This window comes from Aeromonas sp. FDAARGOS 1406 (assembly GCF_019048565.1).
Lineage (GTDB): Bacteria > Pseudomonadota > Gammaproteobacteria > Enterobacterales > Aeromonadaceae > Aeromonas > Aeromonas caviae.
Genome location: NZ_CP077378.1, coordinates 3265605 through 3288715, shown reverse-complemented (window position 1 = coordinate 3288715; position 23111 = coordinate 3265605). Strand labels below are relative to the sequence as shown.

20 protein-coding genes, 1 tRNA gene and 1 pseudogene are annotated in these 23111 nt (G+C 52.1%); 3 read left to right on the top strand and 19 right to left on the bottom strand.

The features are described 5' to 3' along the window. Positions 1-114 precede the first annotated feature (114 nt). Positions 115-468, top strand: a complete 354-nt coding sequence (locus I6L36_RS15575) for a hypothetical protein (RefSeq protein ID WP_042658468.1) — start codon at positions 115-117, stop codon at positions 466-468. A gap of 155 nt (positions 469-623) precedes the next feature. Here the strand turns inward: I6L36_RS15575 and I6L36_RS15570 are convergent, their stop codons facing one another. Then, on the bottom strand, positions 624-1820 hold the full coding sequence (locus I6L36_RS15570; protein ID WP_109113194.1) for a DUF4852 domain-containing protein: 1197 nt from the start codon (positions 1818-1820) through the stop codon (positions 624-626). Positions 1821-2179: 359 nt separating this feature from the next. On the opposite strand from I6L36_RS15570, the pseudogene I6L36_RS15565 reads away from it, so the two are divergent. Beyond that, a pseudogene (locus tag I6L36_RS15565) lies at positions 2180-2512 on the top strand (transposase); the annotation flags it as partial. Between the two features lie 185 nt (positions 2513-2697). Here the strand turns inward: I6L36_RS15565 and I6L36_RS15560 are convergent. The 17 genes from I6L36_RS15560 to I6L36_RS15480 form a co-directional block, all read right to left on the bottom strand. Continuing rightward, positions 2698-3321 (bottom strand): tetratricopeptide repeat protein, encoded by a 624-nt coding sequence (locus I6L36_RS15560; RefSeq protein WP_109113195.1) that lies wholly within the window; start codon positions 3319-3321, stop codon positions 2698-2700. 404 nt (positions 3322-3725) lie between these two features. Then, positions 3726-3950: a hypothetical protein gene (locus tag I6L36_RS15555; RefSeq protein ID WP_216986738.1), complete on the bottom strand. Its 225-nt coding sequence runs from the start codon at positions 3948-3950 to the stop codon at positions 3726-3728. Then, positions 3947-4231 (bottom strand): MGMT family protein, encoded by a 285-nt coding sequence (locus I6L36_RS15550; RefSeq protein WP_201883697.1) that lies wholly within the window; start codon positions 4229-4231, stop codon positions 3947-3949. Before I6L36_RS15550 ends, I6L36_RS15555 begins: the two co-directional genes overlap by 4 nt. Then, positions 4228-7401: a type I restriction endonuclease subunit R gene (locus tag I6L36_RS15545; protein WP_236660931.1), complete on the bottom strand. Its 3174-nt coding sequence runs from the start codon at positions 7399-7401 to the stop codon at positions 4228-4230. The genes I6L36_RS15550 and I6L36_RS15545 overlap by 4 nt, the downstream gene beginning before the upstream one ends. Before the next feature lie 41 nt (positions 7402-7442). Then, entirely contained in the window at positions 7443-7961 is a 519-nt protein-coding gene (locus I6L36_RS15540; RefSeq protein ID WP_216986737.1) for a hypothetical protein, read from the bottom strand. Next, entirely contained in the window at positions 7942-8973 is a 1032-nt protein-coding gene (locus tag I6L36_RS15535) for an IS630 family transposase (RefSeq protein WP_157160652.1), read from the bottom strand. The genes I6L36_RS15540 and I6L36_RS15535 overlap by 20 nt, the downstream gene beginning before the upstream one ends. 418 nt (positions 8974-9391) lie before the next feature. Beyond that, on the bottom strand, positions 9392-9982 hold the full coding sequence (locus I6L36_RS15530) for a hypothetical protein (protein WP_216986736.1): 591 nt from the start codon (positions 9980-9982) through the stop codon (positions 9392-9394). Between the two features lie 6 nt (positions 9983-9988). Beyond that, positions 9989-10657: a PD-(D/E)XK nuclease family protein gene (locus tag I6L36_RS15525; protein WP_216986735.1), complete on the bottom strand. Its 669-nt coding sequence runs from the start codon at positions 10655-10657 to the stop codon at positions 9989-9991. Next, positions 10654-12099, bottom strand: a complete 1446-nt coding sequence (locus I6L36_RS15520; protein ID WP_216986734.1) for a restriction endonuclease subunit S — start codon at positions 12097-12099, stop codon at positions 10654-10656. The genes I6L36_RS15525 and I6L36_RS15520 overlap by 4 nt, the downstream gene beginning before the upstream one ends. Further along, positions 12096-14072, bottom strand: a complete 1977-nt coding sequence (locus I6L36_RS15515) for a class I SAM-dependent DNA methyltransferase (protein ID WP_201883692.1) — start codon at positions 14070-14072, stop codon at positions 12096-12098. Before I6L36_RS15515 ends, I6L36_RS15520 begins: the two co-directional genes overlap by 4 nt. Positions 14073-14682: 610 nt before the next feature. After that, the gene (locus I6L36_RS15510; protein WP_201883691.1) at positions 14683-15177 is read right to left on the bottom strand and encodes a hypothetical protein; all 495 of its coding nucleotides are present in this window, start codon (positions 15175-15177) and stop codon (positions 14683-14685) included. A 420-nt stretch (positions 15178-15597) separates the two neighbouring features. Further along, positions 15598-18042, bottom strand: a complete 2445-nt coding sequence (locus I6L36_RS15505) for a primase-helicase zinc-binding domain-containing protein (protein WP_201883690.1) — start codon at positions 18040-18042, stop codon at positions 15598-15600. Continuing rightward, entirely contained in the window at positions 18039-18293 is a 255-nt protein-coding gene (locus tag I6L36_RS15500; RefSeq protein ID WP_216986733.1) for a hypothetical protein, read from the bottom strand. Before I6L36_RS15500 ends, I6L36_RS15505 begins: the two co-directional genes overlap by 4 nt. A 253-nt stretch (positions 18294-18546) precedes the next feature. Next, on the bottom strand, positions 18547-18918 hold the full coding sequence (locus I6L36_RS15495) for a hypothetical protein (protein WP_133280085.1): 372 nt from the start codon (positions 18916-18918) through the stop codon (positions 18547-18549). After that, positions 18915-19904: a hypothetical protein gene (locus I6L36_RS15490; protein WP_216986732.1), complete on the bottom strand. Its 990-nt coding sequence runs from the start codon at positions 19902-19904 to the stop codon at positions 18915-18917. The genes I6L36_RS15495 and I6L36_RS15490 overlap by 4 nt, the downstream gene beginning before the upstream one ends. 98 nt (positions 19905-20002) lie before the next feature. Then, the gene (locus I6L36_RS15485; RefSeq protein WP_109112152.1) at positions 20003-21022 is read right to left on the bottom strand and encodes a site-specific integrase; all 1020 of its coding nucleotides are present in this window, start codon (positions 21020-21022) and stop codon (positions 20003-20005) included. A gap of 113 nt (positions 21023-21135) precedes the next feature. Further along, a tRNA-Leu gene (locus tag I6L36_RS15480) sits at positions 21136-21220 on the bottom strand. Positions 21221-21363: 143 nt separating this feature from the next. Between I6L36_RS15480 and I6L36_RS15475 the strand changes: the two genes are divergently transcribed. Then, positions 21364-21876, top strand: coding sequence for an RDD family protein (locus tag I6L36_RS15475; protein ID WP_162540538.1), 513 nt, complete (start codon positions 21364-21366; stop codon positions 21874-21876). 145 nt (positions 21877-22021) lie between these two features. On the opposite strand, the gene lptG is transcribed toward I6L36_RS15475, so the two are convergent. After that, positions 22022-23092 carry an LPS export ABC transporter permease LptG gene (gene lptG / locus I6L36_RS15470; RefSeq protein ID WP_010672962.1) on the bottom strand — a complete coding sequence of 357 codons (1071 nt, stop codon included), beginning with the start codon at positions 23090-23092 and terminating at the stop codon, positions 22022-22024. Positions 23093-23111 lie beyond the last annotated feature (19 nt).

Genomic DNA, 23111 nt, shown 5'->3' with positions numbered 1-23111 from the left:
GAACCAATATGTCTGTATATAATAACCAGGCTCTCTGCAGAGAGCCCTAACGAAACCACAACATTATAAGTTATTAACTTTTTCATGAGAATTTCAATAAATTAAGGGGGGATAATGAAATTGACTAAATTGACAGCAATAGTGATGTTTTCTACCATGCTGACAGCATGTGGAGGCAATGGCTTTGAGGGAACCTACGAGATTAGTATGGATGCGGGAAATGATGCGATTAACAAGATGGCAATTCAGATGATGGGGGGCAGCAATGGTCAACTCATCATCGGGTCAGACTATACTGAATCAAATGGCCAACGCACAGAATTCGATGAAATATCTGTTCGTAAAAGTGGTGAAGTGAGTTACTTGGTTTTCAAAAGCAAAGCAGGTGAGGAAGCACTGAAAATCATTGATGACGAAACCCTAGAAAAGCAAACCCCAGTAATGGCCATACGGTTCAAAAAAATATAAATATAACACCCCATTGCAGGCCTAATAAAATTAGGACACCCACCTTTCTGAGCGGGTCGCTACCTAGCAGCACACCAAAAGGTGGGTGTCCCAGTTTTCCCGATGTAGGTTCAGGTTACTCCCATCCCACACCTTGCAGCTCTGATGACTCTGGATTAATCCACCTGGGTCACCGTGATCGTGTATTTCAGGTTGTTATAAACTTTGGAGTCCTTGACGGCCACGCCGGATCCTTCCCACTTACCATCAATCAATGGCCCGCCAGCGGCAATTTCGTAGAAGTCGTTGCTAATATCCGGAGCATTTGTATCATTAGCTGCAGCCAAGCCCGTAGCCCCAGCCAATGGACCAACCTGATACCGAGTCCGGTCAACAACGTTCATTTTAAATATTGAAAGAAATTCGGCTTTGCCATACTCATTCTTCACCACGGTCATCAATGGCTGGACGTATTCAGTTGTGGATACAGCTGCAGCATCAGGGTTCACTTTTGATTTGGCAGAAACTTTGTAAACATCAGGCCGAGGATACGCGAAGACATCACCGCTATTCCCTATTCCAACCAGCTGTTCCTCTTCTGCCAGCGTCTGATCGGCGAAAGTAATCTTGAAGTTGACTTTATATTTCCCGCTTGGTTTTACCTCTACCAACTTCATTGGGACTGGATCAAAAACCTGCTCTGCAATCTTTTTGGAATTGCTTCGATTGTCGCCGAAATACTCGACTTTTGTTATTTGGGCATACACCGTATCTACAGCATTCGTGCCAACCAACTTGTAACTTACCTTTGTGAAAAAGCTATTTATATTACGACTCTTGAGCGCCTTCGCCTTATCCTTGGTCATTTTAAGTGGGAGGATATCGCTACCGTTAATAAACTTAATCTTGGTGATGTTCGGGATGGCCGGGTTATTCATGTTCCTAGAAAACCCGTCGAGGCTATAAGATGCATCGAGCATCATTGGGGATACGCCAATAAATGTTCCCTGCCGTTGAGGGTGATCATACAGTCTGTATACGCCGTCCTTAAAGTCGTACTTGCTCAAATAGAATTCTGTATATATATCGTATATTTTGTCAGTGTCGAACTTTTCTATAGTTGTTCTCGCTAGTTCTCTAAACTTCTCCAAATTCTCTTCAAAAACAAATTCGTCGCTATAGGCCTTGTTGTAGCTGTCTTCATCCGTAAAGTAGGTTACGTCACGAATAAATGAATCATCGTCCAGCTTGGGTTGAGTTACATTTGTTTTGTATGCATAGAACAAAGCATCCTTAACATTTGCACTCTCCGCCAAAGCTGCAGTTGAACACATTCCAAAAATCACCATAACTGCCAAAACATTCTTCTTCATAACCACTCCATTATGTTATTTTTTTGTTGTTTTCTTACTTGAGACCAGCAAAGGGAGTTACCTATCACAGCAATAGGCACCGGATGGCTATCTTAAACCAAACGAATCCGAACTCACCAGTCAAAAAGTGCATCGCCGAAGGTACTTGCAGACGGCGTTACGAGACCCCCGCAGTTCTTGCTATTGGTTGCCTTGGGATACCGTTCACCACGGGAATTTCTGCGCAGTCGGGTATCACAACCCTAAGCGGGAAAAAGTGTCTGGACCTATGGGGTCAAATCCACCTGTAGCTCAGTCTCCGAGAGCATCAGATGGGCAAGTCCAAGCACAAGATCAGCAACTGGCAGCAGTACAACGATTACCACACCAAGGCCTGTCATGCGCTACTGAAGAAGAAGGGGGCGAAAGCCACCATACCGCCGAGAAAAAATGCGGCACCGTGGGAGGAAGGCCATCCCCGCAACGAGGCGATGACGGCGCTCAAGGCCGGTGAACTGAAGCAATGGAAGAAAGACTCCGGCTATCACCAGCGCTCGATAGCCGAGACCGCCATGTACCGGTTCAAGCAACTCATCGGGCCAACGCTGAGCCTGCGGAACTACAACGCCCAGGTGGGCGAAATCCTGGCTGGCGTGAAGGTGATGAACAAGCTGATAGGGCTTGGTATGCCTGCTCGCCAGCCAGTGAATTGAGTGGTATCAACGGGTTGGGGAACGGCCATCCAGCGACGGATTTGATCAACAACGCCTAAACTATCCAGAAATCTTCTGATAATCTCGTGGCAAAGTCAGAATTAATTCCCCATAGAACACCAAGAATCAAAATGTCAGGCAGCAAAAAAGAAGCGCCTCTTTAACGTGCTCCTCTTATTGCACTATCAGGCGTGAGCTACTCCCCTCAGTCTTTTTCGCACTTGATACTGATCGAGGTAACGAGTGGCTAACGCCTGCGCCTGGACCAAGTCGGCGGAAGGTAATCGCTTAGCCACCTCATCTCGGTCTTTCGATACCGAATAGAAGCCATTTGCCACCGCGACATAGAACCAAGCGTAAGCCTGTCTATCATCCTGCGGCGCACCATGACCGGATTCATACGCCAAGCCCATCTTGTACTGGGCCTCAGAAGATCCATGCTCGGCGGCCTGCCGATACCAATGATATGCTTGTTGGAAATCCTCCTGCACGCCTTCACCATTAGCATACATCTCTGCCAGCATGTATTGTGAACAAGCATGCCCTAGATCTGCAGCCTTGCGGTACGAGGTTGCAGCCTGCTGGTCATCCTGTTGCCCGTATTTATATACCTGCCCCATTTTGTACATAGCCCTGCAATGCCCCTGTTCAGCAGCCTTCTGAAACCATGACATTGCTAGTTTAGAGTCGATAGGGACACCTCGTCCGAATATGTATGCCTGCCCCAGCCTGTACTGAGAATTGGCATCCCCCTGCTCCGCCGCTTGGTGAAAATCAACTGATTCCCGGTCATTTTCTTCCTTGCTCATGTCATCACCTTCCTCGAGAACGTGATTCCTTGCATGAAAATCCTAGGGAAGGTGCGAATAAGTCATATGGCACGAGAGCATTTACTGGTAACCCATTGATATTAAATGACTAAAATTTTCATTTTTTGTTCGTGGGATACTTGTTCGCACTTTCCCTAGATACCGCCATTTTGCTCCATGCCACCCTGAAAAGATGTGCACATAACGCATTTTATGTTCAATTGGGACAACATCCATCACAACTAGGGAAGGTGCGAATAAGTCATATGGCACGAGAGCATTTACTGGTAACCCATTGATATTAAATGACTAAAATTTTCATTTTTTGTTCGTGGGATACTTGTTCGCACTTTCCCTAGCAGAAACACTTGAGCAACCGCAACATACGCGAGTCGAACAAGGGGCTATATGAGCAAGAGCTCATAGCCCTGCTCCTCAACCTCTTGATAGAACCATGACTGGAGAGCCTGAATTTCATCATTCGTTCGTTCTGCAGGAACGCGAGCGAGAAGATAGGCCATCCAGAGATCTTCAACCGAGGGTTTAGAGCCCCATTCCTTGGTCTGAACCACTAACGAGCCGATATCATGGATTCGGTTTGGTAAGCGAAAGCCATCTTGTCCCATCACTCTCTCACCTCTTTGAGTGGCAATAGCCAACCTTCTTCCTTCAGCTGATCCGCCTGTCCGTTTACATCAACGACGCTTCCATCAGCCCCTACCACTCGGTTGGTCCAAGTAGCATGGTGAGCATCTGCTGCCACGGCAGCCTTGAGCATGGAGGCAATAGCTTGAGTACCATTGTCATGACCATAAAAATGCCGCGAAAGCGCCTTATAGCTGGTCACGCTGCCTGCTGGCACCACCACCTTGAGATGGGCCAACAGATCATTCCAGTTCACACTGCTCATAGCTTCCCTTGCAATGGCTTACCGAATCCCTTGAACAGCAGGTCCAGGATCAAACCCTGGATGATATTGGCCGCCTCGGGCCGAGAGAGGTAGTCCAGCGACATGCCGTTCTGAATATCCATCCGCTCGATCACGGCCGCATCAACCGCCTTGGGATAGTCACCCAGCATGATGGCGTCGCGGGGGTTATTTCGCACCTGATCCATCAAGGGCTGGTTTTCCGCAATCTTGCTGGCCATCCCCTGTAGCCAATCCAGCTTGTCCCCATCAGTCACCTCTGTACCAAACAGATCGTTCAACTGCTCCAGGATGTGAGAGAGGAAGTCTTTCTTCTCCTCTTTTGCTTTGGCACTGCCGAGCGCCGAGATGCCCTGCAAGCCATTGCCGCTTGCGTCAGCTTTGAGCTTGAGATCCTGAGTTCGCTTGGCCTTGAGGTTGTAATGGCTCAGCAACACTTGGGAGAGATCAATCTCGTCCTCCTCCAGTACCTCCTGACGCAGCATCGGCAGCAGGTGGCGGGCGAACACGCAGAGCCGCTCCAATGATTCGTCATCAAAGGCGGTGATCTGGGAGACAAACTCATAGAACCGCACATAGCTGTTGAGATCTTTCTTGAAGAGATCCAGCTCGCCCCTGGCTTCGGTCGCTTCTTTGACCCGCCGTTCGGCATTTACCTTGTCAGTCGCAGACCCGCCTTCACGCTCGATGCGTTTGAGCATCTGGCGACACTCCCGCACAGCTTCACTCGCCAGCTTGTAACGTTTGGTGAACCGCTCGACAGCCGGTTTGATATAACCGGGCAAGGCTTCGGCCCCACGCTTGGGATCGAAATAGGCATCACTAAACGCCTCCACCTCGCTCCAGGTAAAGATGCCCGTCGCTTTCAGCTTGTGGAACAGGTCATAGACCAGATTGGGATCGGAGACGGTATCGAGGGTGGCTGTCTCAAAATATTTTTGGAACTCCTCCAGCACATCCTGCGGATCATTCACAAAATCGAGCACAAAGGTGCTCTCCTTGCCTAGATAGGTGCGGTTGAGGCGAGAAAGGGTCTGGATGCAATCCACTCCTGTCAGCTTCTTGTCCACATACATGGCACACAGCTTGGGCTGATCGAAACCGGTCTGAAACTTGTTGGCCACCAGCATCACCTGATAGTCCTGGGTATCGAATGCCTTACGCATGTCCCGCCCATTAAGCTCGGGGTTCATGTTCCGCTCGTTAAAGCTCTGCCCTTCCTCTTCGATGTCGCCAGAGAACGCCACCATGGCACGAATAGCACCATAGCCTTGCTCTGTTACATACTTATCGAACGCCAGCTTGTAGCGAACAGCCTCCAGCCGGCTCGACGTCACAACCATTGCCTTGGCCTGCCCTCCCAGGAGATTGGCCACGTTGGTGCGGAAATGCTCAACGATGATCGCCACTTTCTGGCCGATATTGTGCGGGTGTAGCCGCACCCACTTGGAAAGCCTGATGCGAGCCTTCTTGGCATCCACTTCCTTATCAGCCTCTTCTGCCTTCATGGCGAGTTTGTAGGCAAGCGAATAGTTGGTGTAGTTCTTCAGCACGTCGAGGATAAAACCCTCCTCGATCGCCTGACGCATGGAGTAAACATGAAATGGCTTGGGCTTGTTATCCGGGCCAAGCGGCATCGCCGGGTTCGCTGGGCGGCCAAACAGCTCCAGCGTTTTACCCTTCGGGGTTGCCGTAAAGGCGAAATAGCTGATGTTCTGGCTGCCGCCACGAGCGGCCAGCGTCATGTTCATCACATCTTCGCCGCTGAGTTCCTCTTCCCCATCTAACTGCTCGGCCATCAAGACTTCACGCAACTGACGAGCCGTGCTGCCGGTCTGGCTTGAATGCGCCTCATCGGCAACCACCGCAAAGCGAGAGCCTTTCAGTGTGGTCGATTCCTGAATGGCCTTGAGTACGTGCGGGAAGGTTTGAATGGTGACGATGATGATGGGCGTGCCACTGGCCAGTGCCTCGGTCAGTTGTGCCGACTTGGAGCCATCTCCCTCTTCCCGGTTGATGCGACTCACCACCCCATCAGCATGGTCAAACTGGGCGATAGTCTCTTGCAACTGGCTGTCGAGCACCGTTCTATCGGTAATCACGATCACCGAATTGAACAACTTCTCCCCTTTATCCAGGTAGAACGAGGCCAGCTGATGGGTCAGCCAGGCAATCGAGTTGGATTTGCCAGACCCTGCCGAGTGCTGGATCAGGTACTTCTGACCAGCCCCCTCCTGTCCCACCGTGGCCAACAAATTCTGAACCACTTTCCACTGGTGATAGCGAGGAAAGATCATCGTCTCTTTCTTCTTCTGCCGCCCCAGCTCATCCTCTTCCACCTTGACCTCAAGGTGCAGATAGCGACTCAGTATCCGCAGGAAGTTATCCGGTTGCAGGATCTCTTGCCACAGATAACCGGTAGCAATGCCCTCCTCACCATTCACTGGCAAGGGCTGATCATTGCCCGCCCCACCCTCACGGGTGCCCTTGTTGAATGGCAGGAAGAAAGTCGAGTCACCCGCCAGTTTAGTGGTCATCGCCACCTCGAACTGATTCACTGCAAAGTGCACCAGCGCCCCGCGGCGAAAACTCAGTAGTGGCTCATCACGCCCATTGGTCTTGGGCAGACGATCTTCCCGATACTGTTTCTTGGCATTCTCCAGCGACTGCTTGAAGCAAGATTTGAGCTCCAGTGTTGCCACCGGGATGCCGTTCAAAAAGAGGGTCAGATCGATACGGCCATCATAGCCATGGGGGCTATAAACCAACTCGGGCACCACCCGCAGCCGGTTGGCTTGATAGCGAGCCAGCAGTTCTGGATTCAAGTCATGATCAGGCTTGAAGCTGGCGACCTTGAGTCGATGGCCGCGATCTTCAATCTGGTTACGCAGCAACCACAGGGTTCCCCCTTCACTGCGTTTCAACTGACGTACCGCACCATCCAGCAGGTGGCGTTCCGGCTGCTCGCCGTAGGTCTTGCAGAATTTCTGCCACCCATCAGGCTGGCTATCTTGCACAAAGGCGATCAAGTCTTCCGGATAGAGTGCTCGCTCTTTGTCGTAGTGAGACGACTCACCCACCAGCCAGCCCGAAGCAGCCAGCTGCTCGATAATATGGTCTTGAAACGCCTTTTCCCGTGCTTTGTTATCCATTGTTATTCCAGTCATAAATAAAGATGGTCAACCAATATCGCTTAATCGTTCCTTCCCCAAGCGTCGTATTCCATGTTTGACAAACCATAAGTGCCGTGCCGAATTTTGGCTTGTGGTTTACCAAATCGGCCGCTCTCTTCCGGTACAGCGGTACGTGCCAAATAGGCTGCAATATCGGGATCGTGACAGGTATTTGGTAACTTCACGCCTGATGCACCCACAGGTCTTTTCGGGCAGCGTTGTTCCAGATGCTGTTTGTATTTCTTTTTACCAACGCTGACTTTGCAGTAAGGACAGATACATTGGCCCGGTGCAGCCTGAAACAACGAAGGGGCTGCCCCCTCTTTCTGACTTTGGGTTGCGATAGAGGGATGCATCTTTTTGATATGTTTGTTGAGGTTCTTTTTGCCGACCTCAGTGTTGCAGTGCGGGCAAAGCATTCGGTCATTCGCAATAGGTGCCAAACTCTTGCTTTTTCTCGCTGCTGCTTTCGCCTTTTGGCTCTTTTCGCACTCCACTAAATAACTGATCCCAATAGTGCTACACCTTCGCTGTACCATAGCCATTCCCCGGGAAAGGAGACACGGTATCCATGAAGTGTTTCACTTGGGCCAGCAGGCTGGCCATTCCTCTGCATTGATGATTGCGCGTGATGGTTTCATGTAACTTGTGCCACAGCCGTTCGATGTGATTAACCCAAGGGCTGTAAACTGGCTGGAACACCAGGCAGAACTTGGGGTTCTTCTTCAACCATCGCTCGGTCTGTTTGCTTTTGTGAATGATGTAGTTATCGAGGATCAGTGTGATGGTTTTGGCTCGTCGGTAGTGGCGACGCAGCTTTTCCAGCATGGCGATAAACAGCGATGAGTTTTTCTTTATCCCGCTGACGTAAAGTACTCTTCCATTGCCTGCATGGAGAACGCCTGCCAGGTAATGTTTGGCGTTCTTTCCAGGTGTGACAACCCGCTTTTGCTGCGCTCTGAACATCCAGTCGGCCCCTAATTTGGGATTAAGGTCTATATCGACTTCATCCTCATAAAACACCGGATTATCTGCATCACAGCGGGCCAGTGCCGCGTCGATATTAGCCATTTTCTCCTGATAGGCAGGGTCTTTTATCCGCAAGGTCGGCACGGGCCTTCGCCAGACAATGCCCATATGCGGTAACCATCGGCGGAGCGTGGAGGCTGCCATATTGAGCCCCATTAACCGATTGATTTTGATAGCCAATAGTTCGGTACACCAACGGCTGCGCTGATAACCAAAATCTTGCGGAGAAAACTGCATGAGCAGCACCAGTAAGGTGACAATCTTGGCGACAGGTAAGATCGGGGCACGGCCAGCCGGTAAGGCTTCTAACGCCCCCACACCTTCATCCCGATACCACCGAAGCCAACGGCCGATGGTCGAGCGAGCAGCGCCGGTAAGGTGATGAACATCAGTGATCGTGCGTCCTTCATGTAACAGCAAGATGGCCATCAAGCGACGAGCATGCCCTTTATCACGCGTGGCATGGATGATTTTGTGAATGCGGCGCCGTTGTGGTCGTGGCAGGGGTGGTAGGATAGGCATCAACTCAGTCCTTTTGGTGTGGCTTGTTTTGTTTCGCGCCTAATGAGATCGCACAAACTGGACTGAGTTCCCTTCTTCCTGTGATCTACTATTCGGAACAGCTATTTAGATGCTGCACTAACTGGGCGGGATCTACCGGTCTTTGGCAAAACTTACACTTTTCCGGAATAAACGCAGCAGAGCTAATGCTGGGCTTCATCGGCCCTAATCGGGGGACAAACGTCCGCGGCTCACGAGTGGTGAGTGGTATTGGTTCGCTATGACTGGGAGAAAGCTCTCGACGAGCGGCTTTCCAATTGTGTTTGGTCACCAAGTGGACAAACAGCTCATCCTCACGAACTACCTGTTGGCATTGATTGCAAACCAGCTCCCGTATCATCGCATCCCTCTCTACTCAACTAATCAACTCGTATGCCCATCACGGCAACGTCTCAATCGCCTTGTCCATGGTCTCTTTCAGCAGGGGCCAGTCGTGTGACCAGAAATGCTGTAGCTTCTTGTCGATCTGTTTTTTGCACGCCTCTTCGTCAGGCTCATCGACAGTGTGTTTTTTATCGAGCAGACGCAGTGAGTAGACCTGGCTCCATTGCGGGCTTTGTCGCAGTTTACGTGTCGACAGCGCTGCAACACCACTTTGCTCCACACGGCTAAACAGATGGTCACGCAATGAGGCATCACTGCTAGGGCCAATTATCAGTTTCAGTTCCAGCTTGTCTGTATTGCTTTGGATTTCAAACAGAACAACACGGCCACTTTTGGTCCAGTTTGAAGAACGCATCCCCTTCCCGTCATCCCACGGTAAATGGGCGTAGCGAACCATTGTTCTTGTCTCACTATCGCTCTCCCAACCGTGCTGCTCTGCGACAAGAGCGATAACATCTTTCGCCCAATCCCGGCGCTCGGTTCGGCCATCGCCATCAGCAGGTCTGTGCTCAAAAATCAGATCCAGGGCTTTCTGGTGCTTCTTGTAAATGCGGCGGCAGAGCTCCGCAATCTCGGTATCTTCCATAAAATATCACTTGAATAGGGTGATGTAGTGCTCGATGCCGATAAGGGCTGATAGCGGGATCTGGTGGCCATAATCAGTGACCAGTTCGCTCAGGCATTCAATGACCTGGGCATAGCTCAGGTTTAACCAGCCATCGCGACTGGCCTCGCTGCCATCGAGGGTCAAGAAGACAAAGACTTTGCGATACTCGGGGTAGCGGCGATGTACGGCCTGCTCATACCGTTCCAGCTGATTGCCATGCTCACCGGCATCAATCTTGTTCTCGATAACAAAAACCTGACGGTTTTGCTCGCTCACCAGCAGTAGATCAATACGATCTTGCTCGCGAAATACCTGCAGATCGTCGTAATCGCACAGATCGATATCGAGCAGAGAGACTTCGCCACTACGCCGATCCGGCAAGTCATAGAGCATCCTTGAAAGCAGCGACTCAAAGAAGCGAGAGCCCAAGCCATGGGGCTCACGTGGATTGAAGAGGGTGCCGAGAAAATGGGAGTGGCGGATCTCCTGACGCACCATCCCCATCGCTTCAAACAGATTGAACTCGGAGACCATGCCCCCCAGCTTATCGAGCTCCTTGCTATCGAAAATCAACTCGGTCAGCCAGCGGTACTGTTCGTCATTGCTGGTTGAAGCAATCGCATCAGTCGCCTCGGTTTGCGGCATTAAACTCATGCGGCGGCTTCTTCTGCTGGCGGTGTCCAGCCCCGCAGATCGATCTTGCCGGTCACAGCAGCAGAAATCAGGGCTGTACGGCGCTCATTCATCAGATTTATTGATTGAATTGCTTTTTTCTCAAGAGTATCCAGTCGACTTAAACACTTTGAAATAAATGACGAGATTGCATTTTGCTCATCTACTGGAGGAATAGGGACTACCATCGAACGTAAGTCTTTATAATATATTGCAGCTACACTCGTTGTTCCCTTCGCAAGAAGGGCAAGCCATCCTAATGCACCAGAGGAATTAAATACAAACCCCATGAAATCTGGACTAGAGACAAAATCTTTTTTAAATCTCACTCTCAACAAATTTGAATTATACAGAGCAAATTCGAGCTCATCATGCCAAACAGCTACTTTCCCAACAAGGTCTAAACTGTTTCTAGTATTAAATAAAAAATCGCCCATGCTTAGTCGATGAGCGTTGTCAAAATTAGAGCCATCTTCTAAACACTCTAATTTATCAAGAACAATACAGCCTCGACCTAAATTACCCATTTTTAAAAATGGGATTCCGTTTTCCTCTTGCCCACCAAGATAGTTTCCACCCAAATCAGCACGTGAGACCAACAAACCAAATGGTACACACTGCCAATGTTCGGGAACTTGGCCAAGCCACTCGATGCCGGAGTCTTTCATGGGGGCATTGGGGTTCAGGCCCTTGGTGACGGCGTGGGAAATCACCGCCTGCCGCTTCTCTTTAAGCAGCTCGATCAACCGCTGCTGCTGGGCAATCAGCTGATCAATCCGAGTAGTTTCGTAGTCGAGGAAGGCAGCAATGGTTTGTTGCTCGCCAACAGGAGGAAGCAACAAACGTATATCTCGCAATGAACCAAGGTTGAGGTTTGGTTGTGCAACACTGTCACTACTCAGATAAACCTGAGTTAAAACAAACCAACTTGAGAAGAGATACCAAATGAACTCGGGGTCTAATTCAGGGTTGGAGGGGCGATAGCGTAATTGGTTCGCTGATAAAATCGCTGAATCCCATCCTAACTCTTCACATGAAGGTATCAGACCAACTTGGCCAACAGTTCCTCGTGCTGTAAACACCAGGTCACCTGACCTGACTTCCGCATTTCTGAGTTCTATAGCTTTCTTCGGCTCTAAATAAACATATCCAGTATTATTAAAGCGTGGCTTACTAGCATTCAGAGATAGGTTGTTTCCTCGAATAACTGGAACCCCCTCATCAACATAAAATTGGGAACCAATAGATGAGCCAAAAGGGCCCGATGCGAACTCATTGCCGGTTATAGGTTGCCATTTAAACTTCGGTAGTACCCAATGGCTAGGAACATCCCCTAACCACTCCACCCCCGAAACCTTATATTGAGGATAGGGCCGATACTTGCCCGCTAGCCCTTGTATTTGGGTTACCACTGCTTCATTCATGAATGCACCTCCGCCAGCAGTTGCATAATCTCCTTGGCGACCGCATCGAGGTCGGCGTCAATAGCAGCCAAATCACGTGGCGGCTGGTACTGGTAGAAGTGGCGATTAAAGGGGATCTCGTAACCGACGATACCTACTTGGCCGTCCAAAGGGTCGGTCTTGCTAGTGTCGATCCAGGCATCCGGCACATGGGGCAGCACCTCACGCTGCAGATATTCGTAAATGTCTTCCCCCAGCGGCACATTCTCGTTATCCCGCAGATCCGGGTTGGCTTCCGGCTCGCCCTTGGCTTTACATACCTCAGCGGCATCGTCCTGCTCACCCAGATGGCTCAGCAGCAGCTTGAAGGCCGGAGCAGGCAGCTTGACCTCACCCAACAACTTGGTCAGCTGTTTTTTGAAGGTGTCGCGTGAGAGCAGTTTGGCCTCAGAGAACTGGCCCAAGGCAGTCAGGATGGCGGACTGCAAAGTGCCATCGAGCTTGGCCCATCCCTTGTCGGTAGTGAGGCTGGCAAGACGATCGGCATCCAGCGGATAGAACGCCAGTTTCAGCGGCCGCTCGATGGTCAGACGACGATATCCAAAGGCGGTGGTAGGGAAGATCTTGGCGATCGGGCTCTCTTCGTAGCGACTATAGAGGCTGACAATCTCGCTTAACGCCTCATCACTCAGCTGCTTGCGCTTGGAGCCCAGCGATTTACGCATCGGGCTGTGAATATCGCTGGCGTTGATCAGCAGCACCTTGCCCTTACGCTCGGCCGGTTTGTGGTTCGACAGCACCCAGATATAGGTGGCGATGCCAGTGTTGTAGAACATGTCGGTGGGCAGGGCCACCAGCGCATCCAGCAGGTCGTGCTCGAGGATGTAGCGGCGGATCTCGCTCTCGCCACTGCCCGCCCCACCGGTAAAGAGCGGTGAGCCGTTGAGGATAATCCCAATTTTGGAGCCCGCACACTCGGCCGTGGGTTGCTGCATCTTGGCGATGAGGTGCATCAAAAATAGCAAGGATCCGTCAGATACCCGTGGCAAGCCTGGGCCAAAGCGGCCATTAAAACCCAGCTTGGTCGCTTCATCCCGCACCTGTTTTTCGACCTTTTTCCAGTCCACCCCGAATGGCGGGTTGGAAAGACAATAATCGAAGGTCTTGTAGGGCAACTGGTCATCAGAGAGGGTATTGCCCAGCTTGATGTTGCTGATCTCCTGCCCCTTGATCAGCATGTCGGCCTTGCAGATGGCGTAGGACTCGGGGTTGAGCTCTTGGCCGAAAGTTGCCAGCCGTGCGGCGGGATTCAGCTCGTGCAGATACTCCATGCCACACGAGAGAAAGCCACCGGTCCCCGCGGTGGGATCATAGATGGAACGCACAATGCCCGGCTTGCCGAGCGCCTCATCATCACCAGCAAACACCAGTGAGGTGGTGAGCCGCACGATATCGCGAGGGGTAAAGTGTTCACCGGCTGTCTCGTTGGAGCTTTCCGCAAAGCGGCGGATCAGCTCTTCAAACACCAGACCCATGTGGTAGTTGTCTACCGCTTCCGGGGAGAGATCCACGTTGGCAAAGGAGCGAACCACCTTGTAGAGCAGGTCGGCATCTTCCAGCAGGTTGATGCTGGCATCGAAGTTGAAGTGCTCGAAGATCTCACGGGCATCCTTGGAGAAAGCCCGCACGTAGGCATCCAGGTTATCGCCTACATGGGTTTCACCCAGCTTGGCCAGTTCCAGCGGAGAGCTGTTGTAGAAGGCGTGGCCGCTGGCATTGAGCAGCAGCTTCTCTTTGGCCAGCTCCGGCATGGCTTTGGTGGTATCCACCATGGCCAGCACCTGGGCCTTACTCGGTGCCAGCACGCACTCAAGACGACGCAGTACGGTAAAGGGCAGGATGATGCGGCCATACTGGGACTGTTTGAAATCACCGCGAAGCAGATCGGCAACCGACCAGATCAGGCTAGCCAGGGAAGAGATATTGGTGGTCATTGGGATTCTCAAAGTACGGGGAACTGCCGAGGCATATTCAGGACCAAACGGAAATGCGGGCAGTTTACCACAGGGGGCATGGTGTTTTCGTGAGCTAGGCAGTTTGATGAACCAATACCTCCCTTGCCCCCTCACTGTCATCAATCGTCCCCTTTCGATACAGCGAGGTTCAAGAGCATTCTGCAAATGATCACTCGTAACAGGATAAAGGATTTTCATTTTGGGGGCTTAGTCGAAGATGCGTGTGCGCTAGCCCCTACCAGCAATCCCTTGCCAGGACTGGCCTGGGGGCTAAGAAGGGGGGCAATTAACCATAAAAAACGATCCTGGCTAGCCAGAAAAGGGATCGCCGAACGTAGAGAAAAAGGATCGTTATGCAAAACGATCACTTTTAATAAAAACCCCTATTTTACTGTTAGTTACCGCGCTCTTTGCCGAGAGTAAGCGATCCTATTTTTTCACCAAAACCATTCTGCCAAAAGTGATCACTTTCCCTCATTTTGTAACGTAAGCTGGTCTGCAGCCAGCATTCTTATTGGGTTATGCCAGCCTATGGCCTCGCAGGACAATAATGATCGCCTGTAACGCAAAAAGTGATCACTTTGGGGGATCACCCCGGGATTTTCTCCAACTCCCAACCCCATGGTTCATTTGGTGCACTTCTGGGGTATGAGGCGAAACGCCAACCCAACTGCTTCAACACTGTGTTCAAGCGACGGAACACCATCCTGTGATTTGAATGACTCAGGTTGTAGAAATCCGTCAGCTCCTCACAAGTCACACCGGGGTCTGTTGCTACGACCAGAATGTAGGCATGGTGAGGGTGCCACCTCATTGCAACGACAAGAGCAGCCAAGTGATTAATCGGCCCGAGCTGGGCAATGGCACGGTTTCGCTCTGCCCGCTCCATCAATCGACGGTTAGACTGCCCGACATTCCGAGCCCAAGCATTACGATACCGAAAGATATCTTCGACTCCCGGTGCTGGCTTGCACAATCGTTCTAGCTGCTTGCGTTGGCGCTCTGCTCGTATTTGCTCCTCTAGCCGCTGCTTTTCCTCTTCCGCTATCTCTTTGGCATACATCTTCGGAACTTCGTCGATCATTCGCTTCTGCTTCACGTTGGGCTTGGTGGATCATCATTGGCTTGGCCCGCTAATCCCCCTGAATTGTTTTACCGCTTTTTACGCCTACCCAGCCTACCTCCATTGCAGGCCTTACCAAGACTGGCTTGAGGCGTGTAGGGTTCAACATTCAGACCCTACCCCAGCAGCAAGATCCCATCCGTTTGGTTAATCAGAATAGAGTAGGTTTGCAACTAAGCCACATCAGCCATGACGGTAGGGAAAAAGATGACCAGTGGGGTTTGGGTAGGGTTAGATAATACTCACCCTACCTCTTTGCATCCCTTGCCTGGCAAGGCTTTCAGCTGTTCTAGGTAGGGAGGGTAGAGTTTGTAGATGAAAGTCCTACGTATCCTCAGGTACAGCGGCCAAGCTCATCATTCTGTCATCACTGGGTCGTCATTACTGATCGGCATAAACAGCTTGGGGTAAGAACATCTCCGCTACCTCGGTCAACATAATGTTGGTTTGCGATTTGCCCTTGATCACCCTGCTGCAGTATTGGCGGCCATACTCTTTGGCTGCTGCCTTGAGCGCACGGCTAAAACCTTGAACTGATAGCGGGCGCCCCAGGCCGTGGTACTCCATGAAGGCAAGGTAGGCATGATAGAGATAGCGCCTGGGTTCCCGCTTGATCTCCGGATTACCACCCATCATCAACCCCTTGGGTTCATCCAGAAAGAGCACCATCCCGCAAAGGTCGATCACGGGGTCAGTGGCTCGTTTGATGGTCAAGGCATCATCAGAGTTACGCTGTTCCAGCAATAAGTGACGGGCATGCTCAGGTTCGGCGAACTGAGTTAACAGATGGCGGATCACCACCGGCAACTCGGCGGCAATCTTGTCGCCAAGCAACGGGTCTTTATCCGCTTCGGCCACAACCCGGTCAAAGGTAAAGATCACCCTGCGTCGAGATATTCCCCCATTGCGTTCAGTAATGACCATAGGCTCGTTATTGGTGGCCAGCACAACAGCCTGGATGACAGTGGCAAATTGTTTCTCATACTTCCCATCGATCTCGACCAAATCTCCCCCGGTAATAGCCTTGATACCACTGCCATCACCGATGTATTTGGGCTGGTCAGGCAGCACGATCAGCCGTTTATCGACAAACTGGTAGCGACTTTTAGCGTGGTCCAGTGAGGCCATGTTGCCTGAGCCAGTGTTCCGTTTTCCACCAGCTAACAGGATTGCCACATTGGCAAAGATGCTCTTGCCGCTGCCCCCCTCACCGGTAACCTCAAGGAATAGCTGCCAGTCATAACGGTTTGCCAGCACCATATATAGGGCGGCATTGATGCGAGCCATCTTGGCGGCATTGTTATCGACAGCGTGACATAACCACCTAGTGAAGTTGGGGGCATCCCGATCGAGACATTCATCAGCGAGCGGCGGGGCATAGTTGATACCGTTGTGCGTGAGCAGTCCATCACTAGGCGAATGTGGCCGAAACTGGCGAGTTGCCATATCATAAACCCCATTAGCAAAGCCGATCAGCTCTTTGGTTGGCTGGCCCATGGTTGGGATCATCAGCTTCATCGTGGAAACTGTGGCGGCAATACCCTTGTCACTGAACGGAACTCCATGCTCGGTAAAGATGGCAGCCATTTCGCGGCGCAGTTCGGTATCTGTCCATGGTGTCCATAGGCTACCGTCATAGCGATAGACACGCTCGGCCTCAAGGCTGATAGCAACTTTCCCCAATCGTTTGACCAGTAGTGCAGCCCGCTGACTAGCACTCATCTTGTCGATCATGGTGGCTGGTAGCTCATGCCCCCGTTGGAGCTGGTTCACCTCGATCTTCCTGGGTTCCTCTCCCTTCTGGCTGGCGTTTTGGTTTTGGCTAGTAGCCGGTATGGGACTTGCGCCCATGATGGTCTCTTGTGTCTTGCTCAACCCATGAGCTTGGTGGTAATCGTTCCAGTCCCCGGCCTCTGGTGGAAATATTGCACGTCCGCCCACTGCTTGTGCTGCTTGCTCAGTCTGGTGCTTGGTAGAGTCATTACGTTGGCCTGTTGCGTTATCCAAATCGTGATCACCACAGATGATGATTTCGGCGTCTGGGTTCTGGCTTCTGGCAATCTCAGCCACGTTCATCAGATTGTTGGCAGTCATCGCGCAATAGACTGTTGCCCCTGTCGCCTGCTGGACTGATAGGCCGGTAGCATAGCCTTCCACCACGGCCACCAGCGCCCCACCGTCAATGCGATGGTATACACCAGCCTTGCGGCCACCTCCCAAGGTGTGTTTCAAACCATCTTCGTTGCGGATTAGCTCCACGTTCACCAGTGCCCCAGCACTATCGAGCAAGGGAACAATCACGCTACCGACAGGAAACTCCTCACTGTTTATGGTCTCGTTGGAATTGCTCATCGCGATCTGGAGCCCTGCAAACCCTTTCCTGGATAGGTAAGCACTACCGCCCAACGAATGCGCGTTCATGATATGGTAGGCGCGTTTTGCCGCCCTTTTGTATCCACGTTCCCTCTTTCGGGCTACCTCTTTGGCCTTGGCCTGTTGTTGCTGGTGGATGAGCTCCCGTTCGACAGGATCTAGCCCACCTGCTGCCAACCCCACCATAGGCGCTATCAACTCGGCGGCCTCCCTGGGGCTCTTGCCCATCACCCGACATACCAACTCCAACCCATCCCCGGCACCGCACTGGCTACAGATGAAAGTCCCTCGCCCTTCCTTGTCATCGAGTCGAAAGCGATCTTTGCCACCACAGGCAGGACAGGGGCCATGCTTGCCATGACGAGGAATATCGAGACCAAGGCCCGCCAGCAAATCGGGCCAGTGCCCTACAGCAGCGGCGGCTACATCAGAAACAAACCTTACAGTGCTCATACCTCGCCCCCAACCAGAGCGGCTACCAGCTCATTGAATGCCCGGTCATCTAAGCCTGCCTTCATTTGGCGATCATAAGGACGAGTTACAGCAGCAGCAGCCCCTTGGCTTTGCGCTATAAAGGCGGCTCTCGCTTTTCGGCTGGTGAAGGCACTCAATACTCCGACACGGGAGCGTTTGCCGGTTCTGGGATTGGGTGGTCCATAGAAGGTTTCAGCCTGGCTATCAGCGGCCCATGCAAAATAGATCATCGCTTGCCCTCCGAATCAGAAGACGAAGCATGGACCTCAGCCAGCAAGCCTTGATGGCCTTTATGGATTAATAAGTGAACTTTCATGCTAAAATTACCTCGCACCCACTGGCTCCTTGGTCTCCAAACTGTCAGAGCCAGTGAGTAATCCGAAATGCCCTTACTGTCGCAGGTAAGGGCTTTTTTTCATGTTTTCCCCAAGGGTTTGCACACCATGTTTGCCTATATCCGGTAACAGATGGGTTCCCTGCGGTTTAATCATCCGTCGGGTGTTGTTCAGGCAATCCACCAGCCATCCACAAGCCGAAAAGTTTGGTGTTTACAAACATCCGCCTACCGACAATTCGGCAGCAACGTTCCAAGCCGGGCTTCTCGGCTCGCTTCCAGAACATGACCTTCAGTGTGGGATAGTTAAATTGGGGGTAGTGCTTGGGGATTTCGGTCACAGGCAGCCAGTTGTTCAGATCTTGGCTGATTGCGATGAGGTTGAGATCTTGCATACTGCTTATACTCCCTTTCCTGTTGCTCTTGGTGTTCTGCGGTTTGGTCGAGGAGTATTTAACGCGATGTGATTGGTTTTCTTTTAGAACAGAAGTCCAGCGCACTTCTGTTCTTGACTTTTTCATTCGTTTATCCTCTTAGCCGCACTAACGACATTCGAGGGGATAACTCCCCATGCTTTGGCAATAAATTGAGTCCATTCCTGAGCAATAGTCTTTGTTTCACATTCTATTCCTAAGGCCATTAGCTTGATCTTCGCGGCCTTTACTGCATCAGGCTGTGCCATCCGATGAATTTCTTCAATCTGGATATCACGCCGGATTGACGCTATTGAAATCTCTAAGCTCAAGATCTCATCTCGATACCATTCATCATTTTGGCAAAGCAAGTCTGTCAGCCTGTCCTCCAAGGACTCCAGCGTCATTTCCATAGGAGTCTTAGGACGTTCATTAGGACGTTGCCCCTGCCGGGTATATTGCTTTCCCCAGGGCCTTCCCAGACACGGATTGAGCAGCGCTATGTAGAGGGCTAGTCTCATCACTGTATCTGCAAGCTCCCGCTCATTTATCTTTTTTAGCGGTGCTTTAAAGCCCTTTCTCGAACCGAAACCTTGGTAATGCTCATAGGCTTCCACCGCTAAAAATGGGATGTCATCTTGCTGAGGAGAAATGCTATTTCGAGTACAGATAGCCGCCACCGGCTGATTTGTCGCACTATCGCCAGTTAAACTTTGAGCGAGGCAGCTCAATTCCAACTTAAGGCGTTCATCAGTCCATCCGAGTTGCCTTAGCGTTGTGTTATACCGAATCGCCCTCTTAACCACCTTCCTTGTAACCATCAGACGAGGGGTTTTATTTTCCCAGCTTCCGACATGACACTGGTCATTTTGGCGCGCAACCTCATCATCGGACGTTACTTTTTTAACTGTGATATCGATTGATACGGAGTCTATTAATTGACCATCTTTTATAATGGCCAGCCTCGGGCGGCCATTTGGAGAAAAGTAAGGAATCCCCTCCTCTCCATCAACGATGATGGGTTCATCATCTGGTGATTTTTGCCATACAACCAAACCCTCTAGAAAATCACTGCTTATATATTGACCGCTCATCTACAACATCCCCAGACAAACAAAAACCCCTCGCATCCATATATGCAAGGGGCTCAGGCTAACATGTTCAATACATCTAGGCTGCACAGCCTAATTGATTAACAATTCATTAGGTTACCAAATACCCGATCTGTGAGTTTAGCTTTGTGGGCATTGCACAAATGGGAATATCGCTGGGTCATGGTGATCGACTTATGGCCTAACACCTCTGCGATCTCCAGAATGCTGGCACCATTCATCGCCAACAAGCTGGCACAGCTATGTCGAAGGTCGTGAAAATGGAAATCAGAGAGCAACGCAGCTTTCTTCGCAGCCTGCCAGTGGTAGTCAAACTCGGTAAACGGTCGATTGAGGCCAGAAGGGTGAGGGAAAACAAAGCTGGCACCAATCTCACGAAACTGGGAGAGCTCAGTAAGCAAGTCAGCAGTCAGAGACAGAACCCTCTGACTACCATTCTTGGTAACCGCCAAGTGAGCAGTTCGCGTGTTGAAATTGATGTCTGACCACTTGAGGCCGATCAGCTCGCCCCTCCGTGCTCCAGTGGTCAACGCCATATGAACCAGCATATGAAGTCGCTCCCACTTGCTCAACTTGGTGGCCTTCATCAATCGAGCCAGTTCATCTGCCGACAAAAAGCGTGTGCGAGCATTGTCTTCCCGCTTCTGCTTCACTTCCAGGCAAGGATTTACCTTGAGGTCATACCTATCGCACATGTACGCAAAAACCGCTGACAACGCTGCTTTGTAGCGGTTAAGGGTCGCAGGGGCCTTCCCTTCCGCCTCCAGAATAGAGATAGCATTCTTGATCCGCTGGCGGTTGACCTTGTTCAACGTCTTGTCGCCAAGATGTTCAACCCACCAGCCCAGACGCTGGGGTACAGACTTGTCTCGTCCCTTGTGTTGTTCAAGGTACTCATGAATAGCTTGTTGAATGGTGGTGCTAGTGAGGGTGACGTTGGTTAAGGCATCTGCCAGCTCGTCAGATACGGTGATCTGAGCCAGGAACTGCTCTGCGTCTTTTTTGCGGGTAAAAACTTTGGATACACGGTTGCCGTTACGCATGAACTGAACGCGATAGGACTTGCCGGTTTTTCGAGTGAGAACTTGGATACTTGCCATTGGTTGAAACCTCTTGCACAGATTTGCACATGAATGAGTGTTATCAACCGCAGAAACTTTGAGCAGGAGCGCTCTTGAGCGCTATAACCTGTTGACCAAACAGGGGAAAATAATGGTGCCCGGGGTCGGACTCGAACCGACACGTATTGCTACGGCGGATTTTGAATCCGCTGCGTCTACCGATTTCGCCACCCGGGCAGCTGCGAGGGATTATACGAATGGCGCTTGGCCATGCAAGGTGTTTTTCTTGCCCCCACCGTTGTTTGCTCATTTATTCAACGCCTTGCCGATGCCAGGCCAGTTACATAGAATGCCCGCATCATATTAATGGAATAATCATCATGGCCAAGCGCAAGACCCCCACCCCTCTCCAGCCTGCTCCCCGGCATCCGTCCGCCGGTCTGCTGCGCCGTCTCGGCGCCCTGCTCTATGACTATCTGGTGGTGATTGCCCTGCTGATCATCGCCGGCTTCATCGGCATGGGGGTGGCCCACCTGCTGCTGGCCACCGGCATGGCGCACGTTCCCGAGGGCAAGGATGCCGCCTGGCTGCTCACCAGCCCCCTCTACAGCGCCTGGCTGGCCTTCGTCATCTGCGGTTTCTACACCTGGTTCTGGGTCCGCGCCGGCCAGACCATCGGCATGCGGGCCTGGCGCCTGCGCATCCAGAACCTGGACGGCAGCAACATTCGCGTCACCCAGGCCCTGATCCGGCTCGCTACCTCGGCCTTTGGCCTGGGCAACCTGCTGTGTGTGTTCAATCGCGCCCGCCCCCGCGCCTTCCAGGACATCTGGGCCGAGTGCGAGGTGGTGGTGCTCGGCAAGACGGAAAACCTGGAGCAGCTCAATCGCTGATCCCAAGACGGCAACGAAAAAGGGCACCCCGAGGTGCCCTTTTTGTTGACCAGAACTGACGGCTTGCAGCCCAGAACCTTGACGGAAGCGGTGCATCGGGATGCAATGGCCGCCTGTTGTCAGCAGCCCGCCGCCCTTCAGGCCGCTACTGCTTGCGGCTCAGGATATAGAAGGAGATGCCGCCAAACAGCAGGCTGGGTGCGATGGCCGCGAGGATGGGCGGGACCGCATAGACCAGGCTGACCGGGCCGAACACCCTGTCGCTCACATAGACCGCGAAGCCGGTCATGATCCCCATCAGCATCCGCGCCCCCATGCTCACCGAACGCAGCGGGCCGAAGATGAAGGAGGAGGCGAGCAGTATCATGGCCACCACGGAGAGCGGTGAGAGCAGCTTGCGCCACATCTCCAGCTTGTAGCGTCCGGCATCCTGCTTGTTGGCATCCAGATAACCGATGTAGTCCCGCAGCCCCGAGATGGGCAGGTTCTCGGGATCGATGCTGACCACCCCGAGCTGCTTGGGGGTCAGCTCGGATTGCCAGGCCATCTGGGCATGCTCTTCGTCCTGGATCCGGGTGGGATCGTCAAACCGGGTGATGTGCACCTGTTTCAGCAGCCAGTGGTGATCCTCGAACACCCCCTCCTTCGCCTGCACCACATCGATCAGGTTGCGGGACGGAGTAAAGCGGTAGAGGGTGATACCGGTCAGGGCGCCATCGTTGCGCACCCCGTTGATGTTGACGAAGTTGTTGCCATCCCGTGCCCAGACCCCGTAGGCCGAGACCGTGAGTCGCCCTTCCGACATGGCCCCCGCCTTGATGTCATCTGCCATCCGCTTGGCGGCCGGTGCGACGTACTCGCCCATCAGCCCCACCAGCAGCATCAGGGGAATGGCGGTCTTGAGCGCCGCCATGACGATGCTGATCTTGGAGCGTCCCGCCGCCTGCATCACCACCAGCTCGGAGCTGGTCGCGAGCTGGCCCAGACCGATGAGGCCACCGAGCAGGGCAGCCAGGGGGAAGAAGAGCACCGCCTCCTTGGGCATGGAGAGCAGCACGTAGTAGAGGGCGTTGAGCATGTCGTAGTTGCCTTCCCCGACCGCCTTCAACTGCTCCACGTACTTGATGAGCGCGGCGAGCCCGACCAGGGTCAGCTCGCACAGCAGGATCGACATGAAGATGACCCTGCCTATGTATCTATCGAGAATGCCGAACATCAGCAGAGACTCCCAGGTT

Excerpts from the sequence above, each read along its gene's own strand:
- I6L36_RS15525 (WP_216986735.1), bottom strand. The coding sequence starts at position 10,657 with ATGAGTTTAATGCCGCAAACCGAGGCGACTGATGCGATTGCTTCAACC.
- I6L36_RS15515 (WP_201883692.1), bottom strand. The coding sequence starts at position 14,072 with ATGACCACCAATATCTCTTCCCTGGCTAGCCTGATCTGGTCGGTTGCC.
- I6L36_RS15505 (WP_201883690.1), bottom strand. The coding sequence starts at position 18,042 with ATGAGCACTGTAAGGTTTGTTTCTGATGTAGCCGCCGCTGCTGTAGGG.
- I6L36_RS15490 (WP_216986732.1), bottom strand. The coding sequence starts at position 19,904 with ATGAGCGGTCAATATATAAGCAGTGATTTTCTAGAGGGTTTGGTTGTA.
- I6L36_RS15545 (WP_236660931.1), bottom strand. The coding sequence starts at position 7,401 with ATGGATAACAAAGCACGGGAAAAGGCGTTTCAAGACCATATTATCGAG.
- I6L36_RS15550 (WP_201883697.1), bottom strand. The coding sequence starts at position 4,231 with ATGAGCAGTGTGAACTGGAATGATCTGTTGGCCCATCTCAAGGTGGTG.
- I6L36_RS15520 (WP_216986734.1), bottom strand. The coding sequence starts at position 12,099 with ATGAATGAAGCAGTGGTAACCCAAATACAAGGGCTAGCGGGCAAGTAT.
- I6L36_RS15510 (WP_201883691.1), bottom strand. The coding sequence starts at position 15,177 with ATGATCGACGAAGTTCCGAAGATGTATGCCAAAGAGATAGCGGAAGAG.
- I6L36_RS15475 (WP_162540538.1), top strand. The coding sequence starts at position 21,364 with ATGGCCAAGCGCAAGACCCCCACCCCTCTCCAGCCTGCTCCCCGGCAT.
- I6L36_RS15535 (WP_157160652.1), bottom strand. The coding sequence starts at position 8,973 with ATGCCTATCCTACCACCCCTGCCACGACCACAACGGCGCCGCATTCAC.
- I6L36_RS15530 (WP_216986736.1), bottom strand. The coding sequence starts at position 9,982 with ATGGAAGATACCGAGATTGCGGAGCTCTGCCGCCGCATTTACAAGAAG.
- I6L36_RS15500 (WP_216986733.1), bottom strand. The coding sequence starts at position 18,293 with ATGATCTATTTTGCATGGGCCGCTGATAGCCAGGCTGAAACCTTCTAT.
- I6L36_RS15560 (WP_109113195.1), bottom strand. The coding sequence starts at position 3,321 with ATGAGCAAGGAAGAAAATGACCGGGAATCAGTTGATTTTCACCAAGCG.
- lptG (WP_010672962.1), bottom strand. The coding sequence starts at position 23,092 with ATGTTCGGCATTCTCGATAGATACATAGGCAGGGTCATCTTCATGTCG.
- I6L36_RS15540 (WP_216986737.1), bottom strand. The coding sequence starts at position 7,961 with ATGGTACAGCGAAGGTGTAGCACTATTGGGATCAGTTATTTAGTGGAG.
- I6L36_RS15495 (WP_133280085.1), bottom strand. The coding sequence starts at position 18,918 with ATGAAAAAGTCAAGAACAGAAGTGCGCTGGACTTCTGTTCTAAAAGAA.
- I6L36_RS15575 (WP_042658468.1), top strand. The coding sequence starts at position 115 with ATGAAATTGACTAAATTGACAGCAATAGTGATGTTTTCTACCATGCTG.
- I6L36_RS15570 (WP_109113194.1), bottom strand. The coding sequence starts at position 1,820 with ATGAAGAAGAATGTTTTGGCAGTTATGGTGATTTTTGGAATGTGTTCA.
- I6L36_RS15485 (WP_109112152.1), bottom strand. The coding sequence starts at position 21,022 with ATGGCAAGTATCCAAGTTCTCACTCGAAAAACCGGCAAGTCCTATCGC.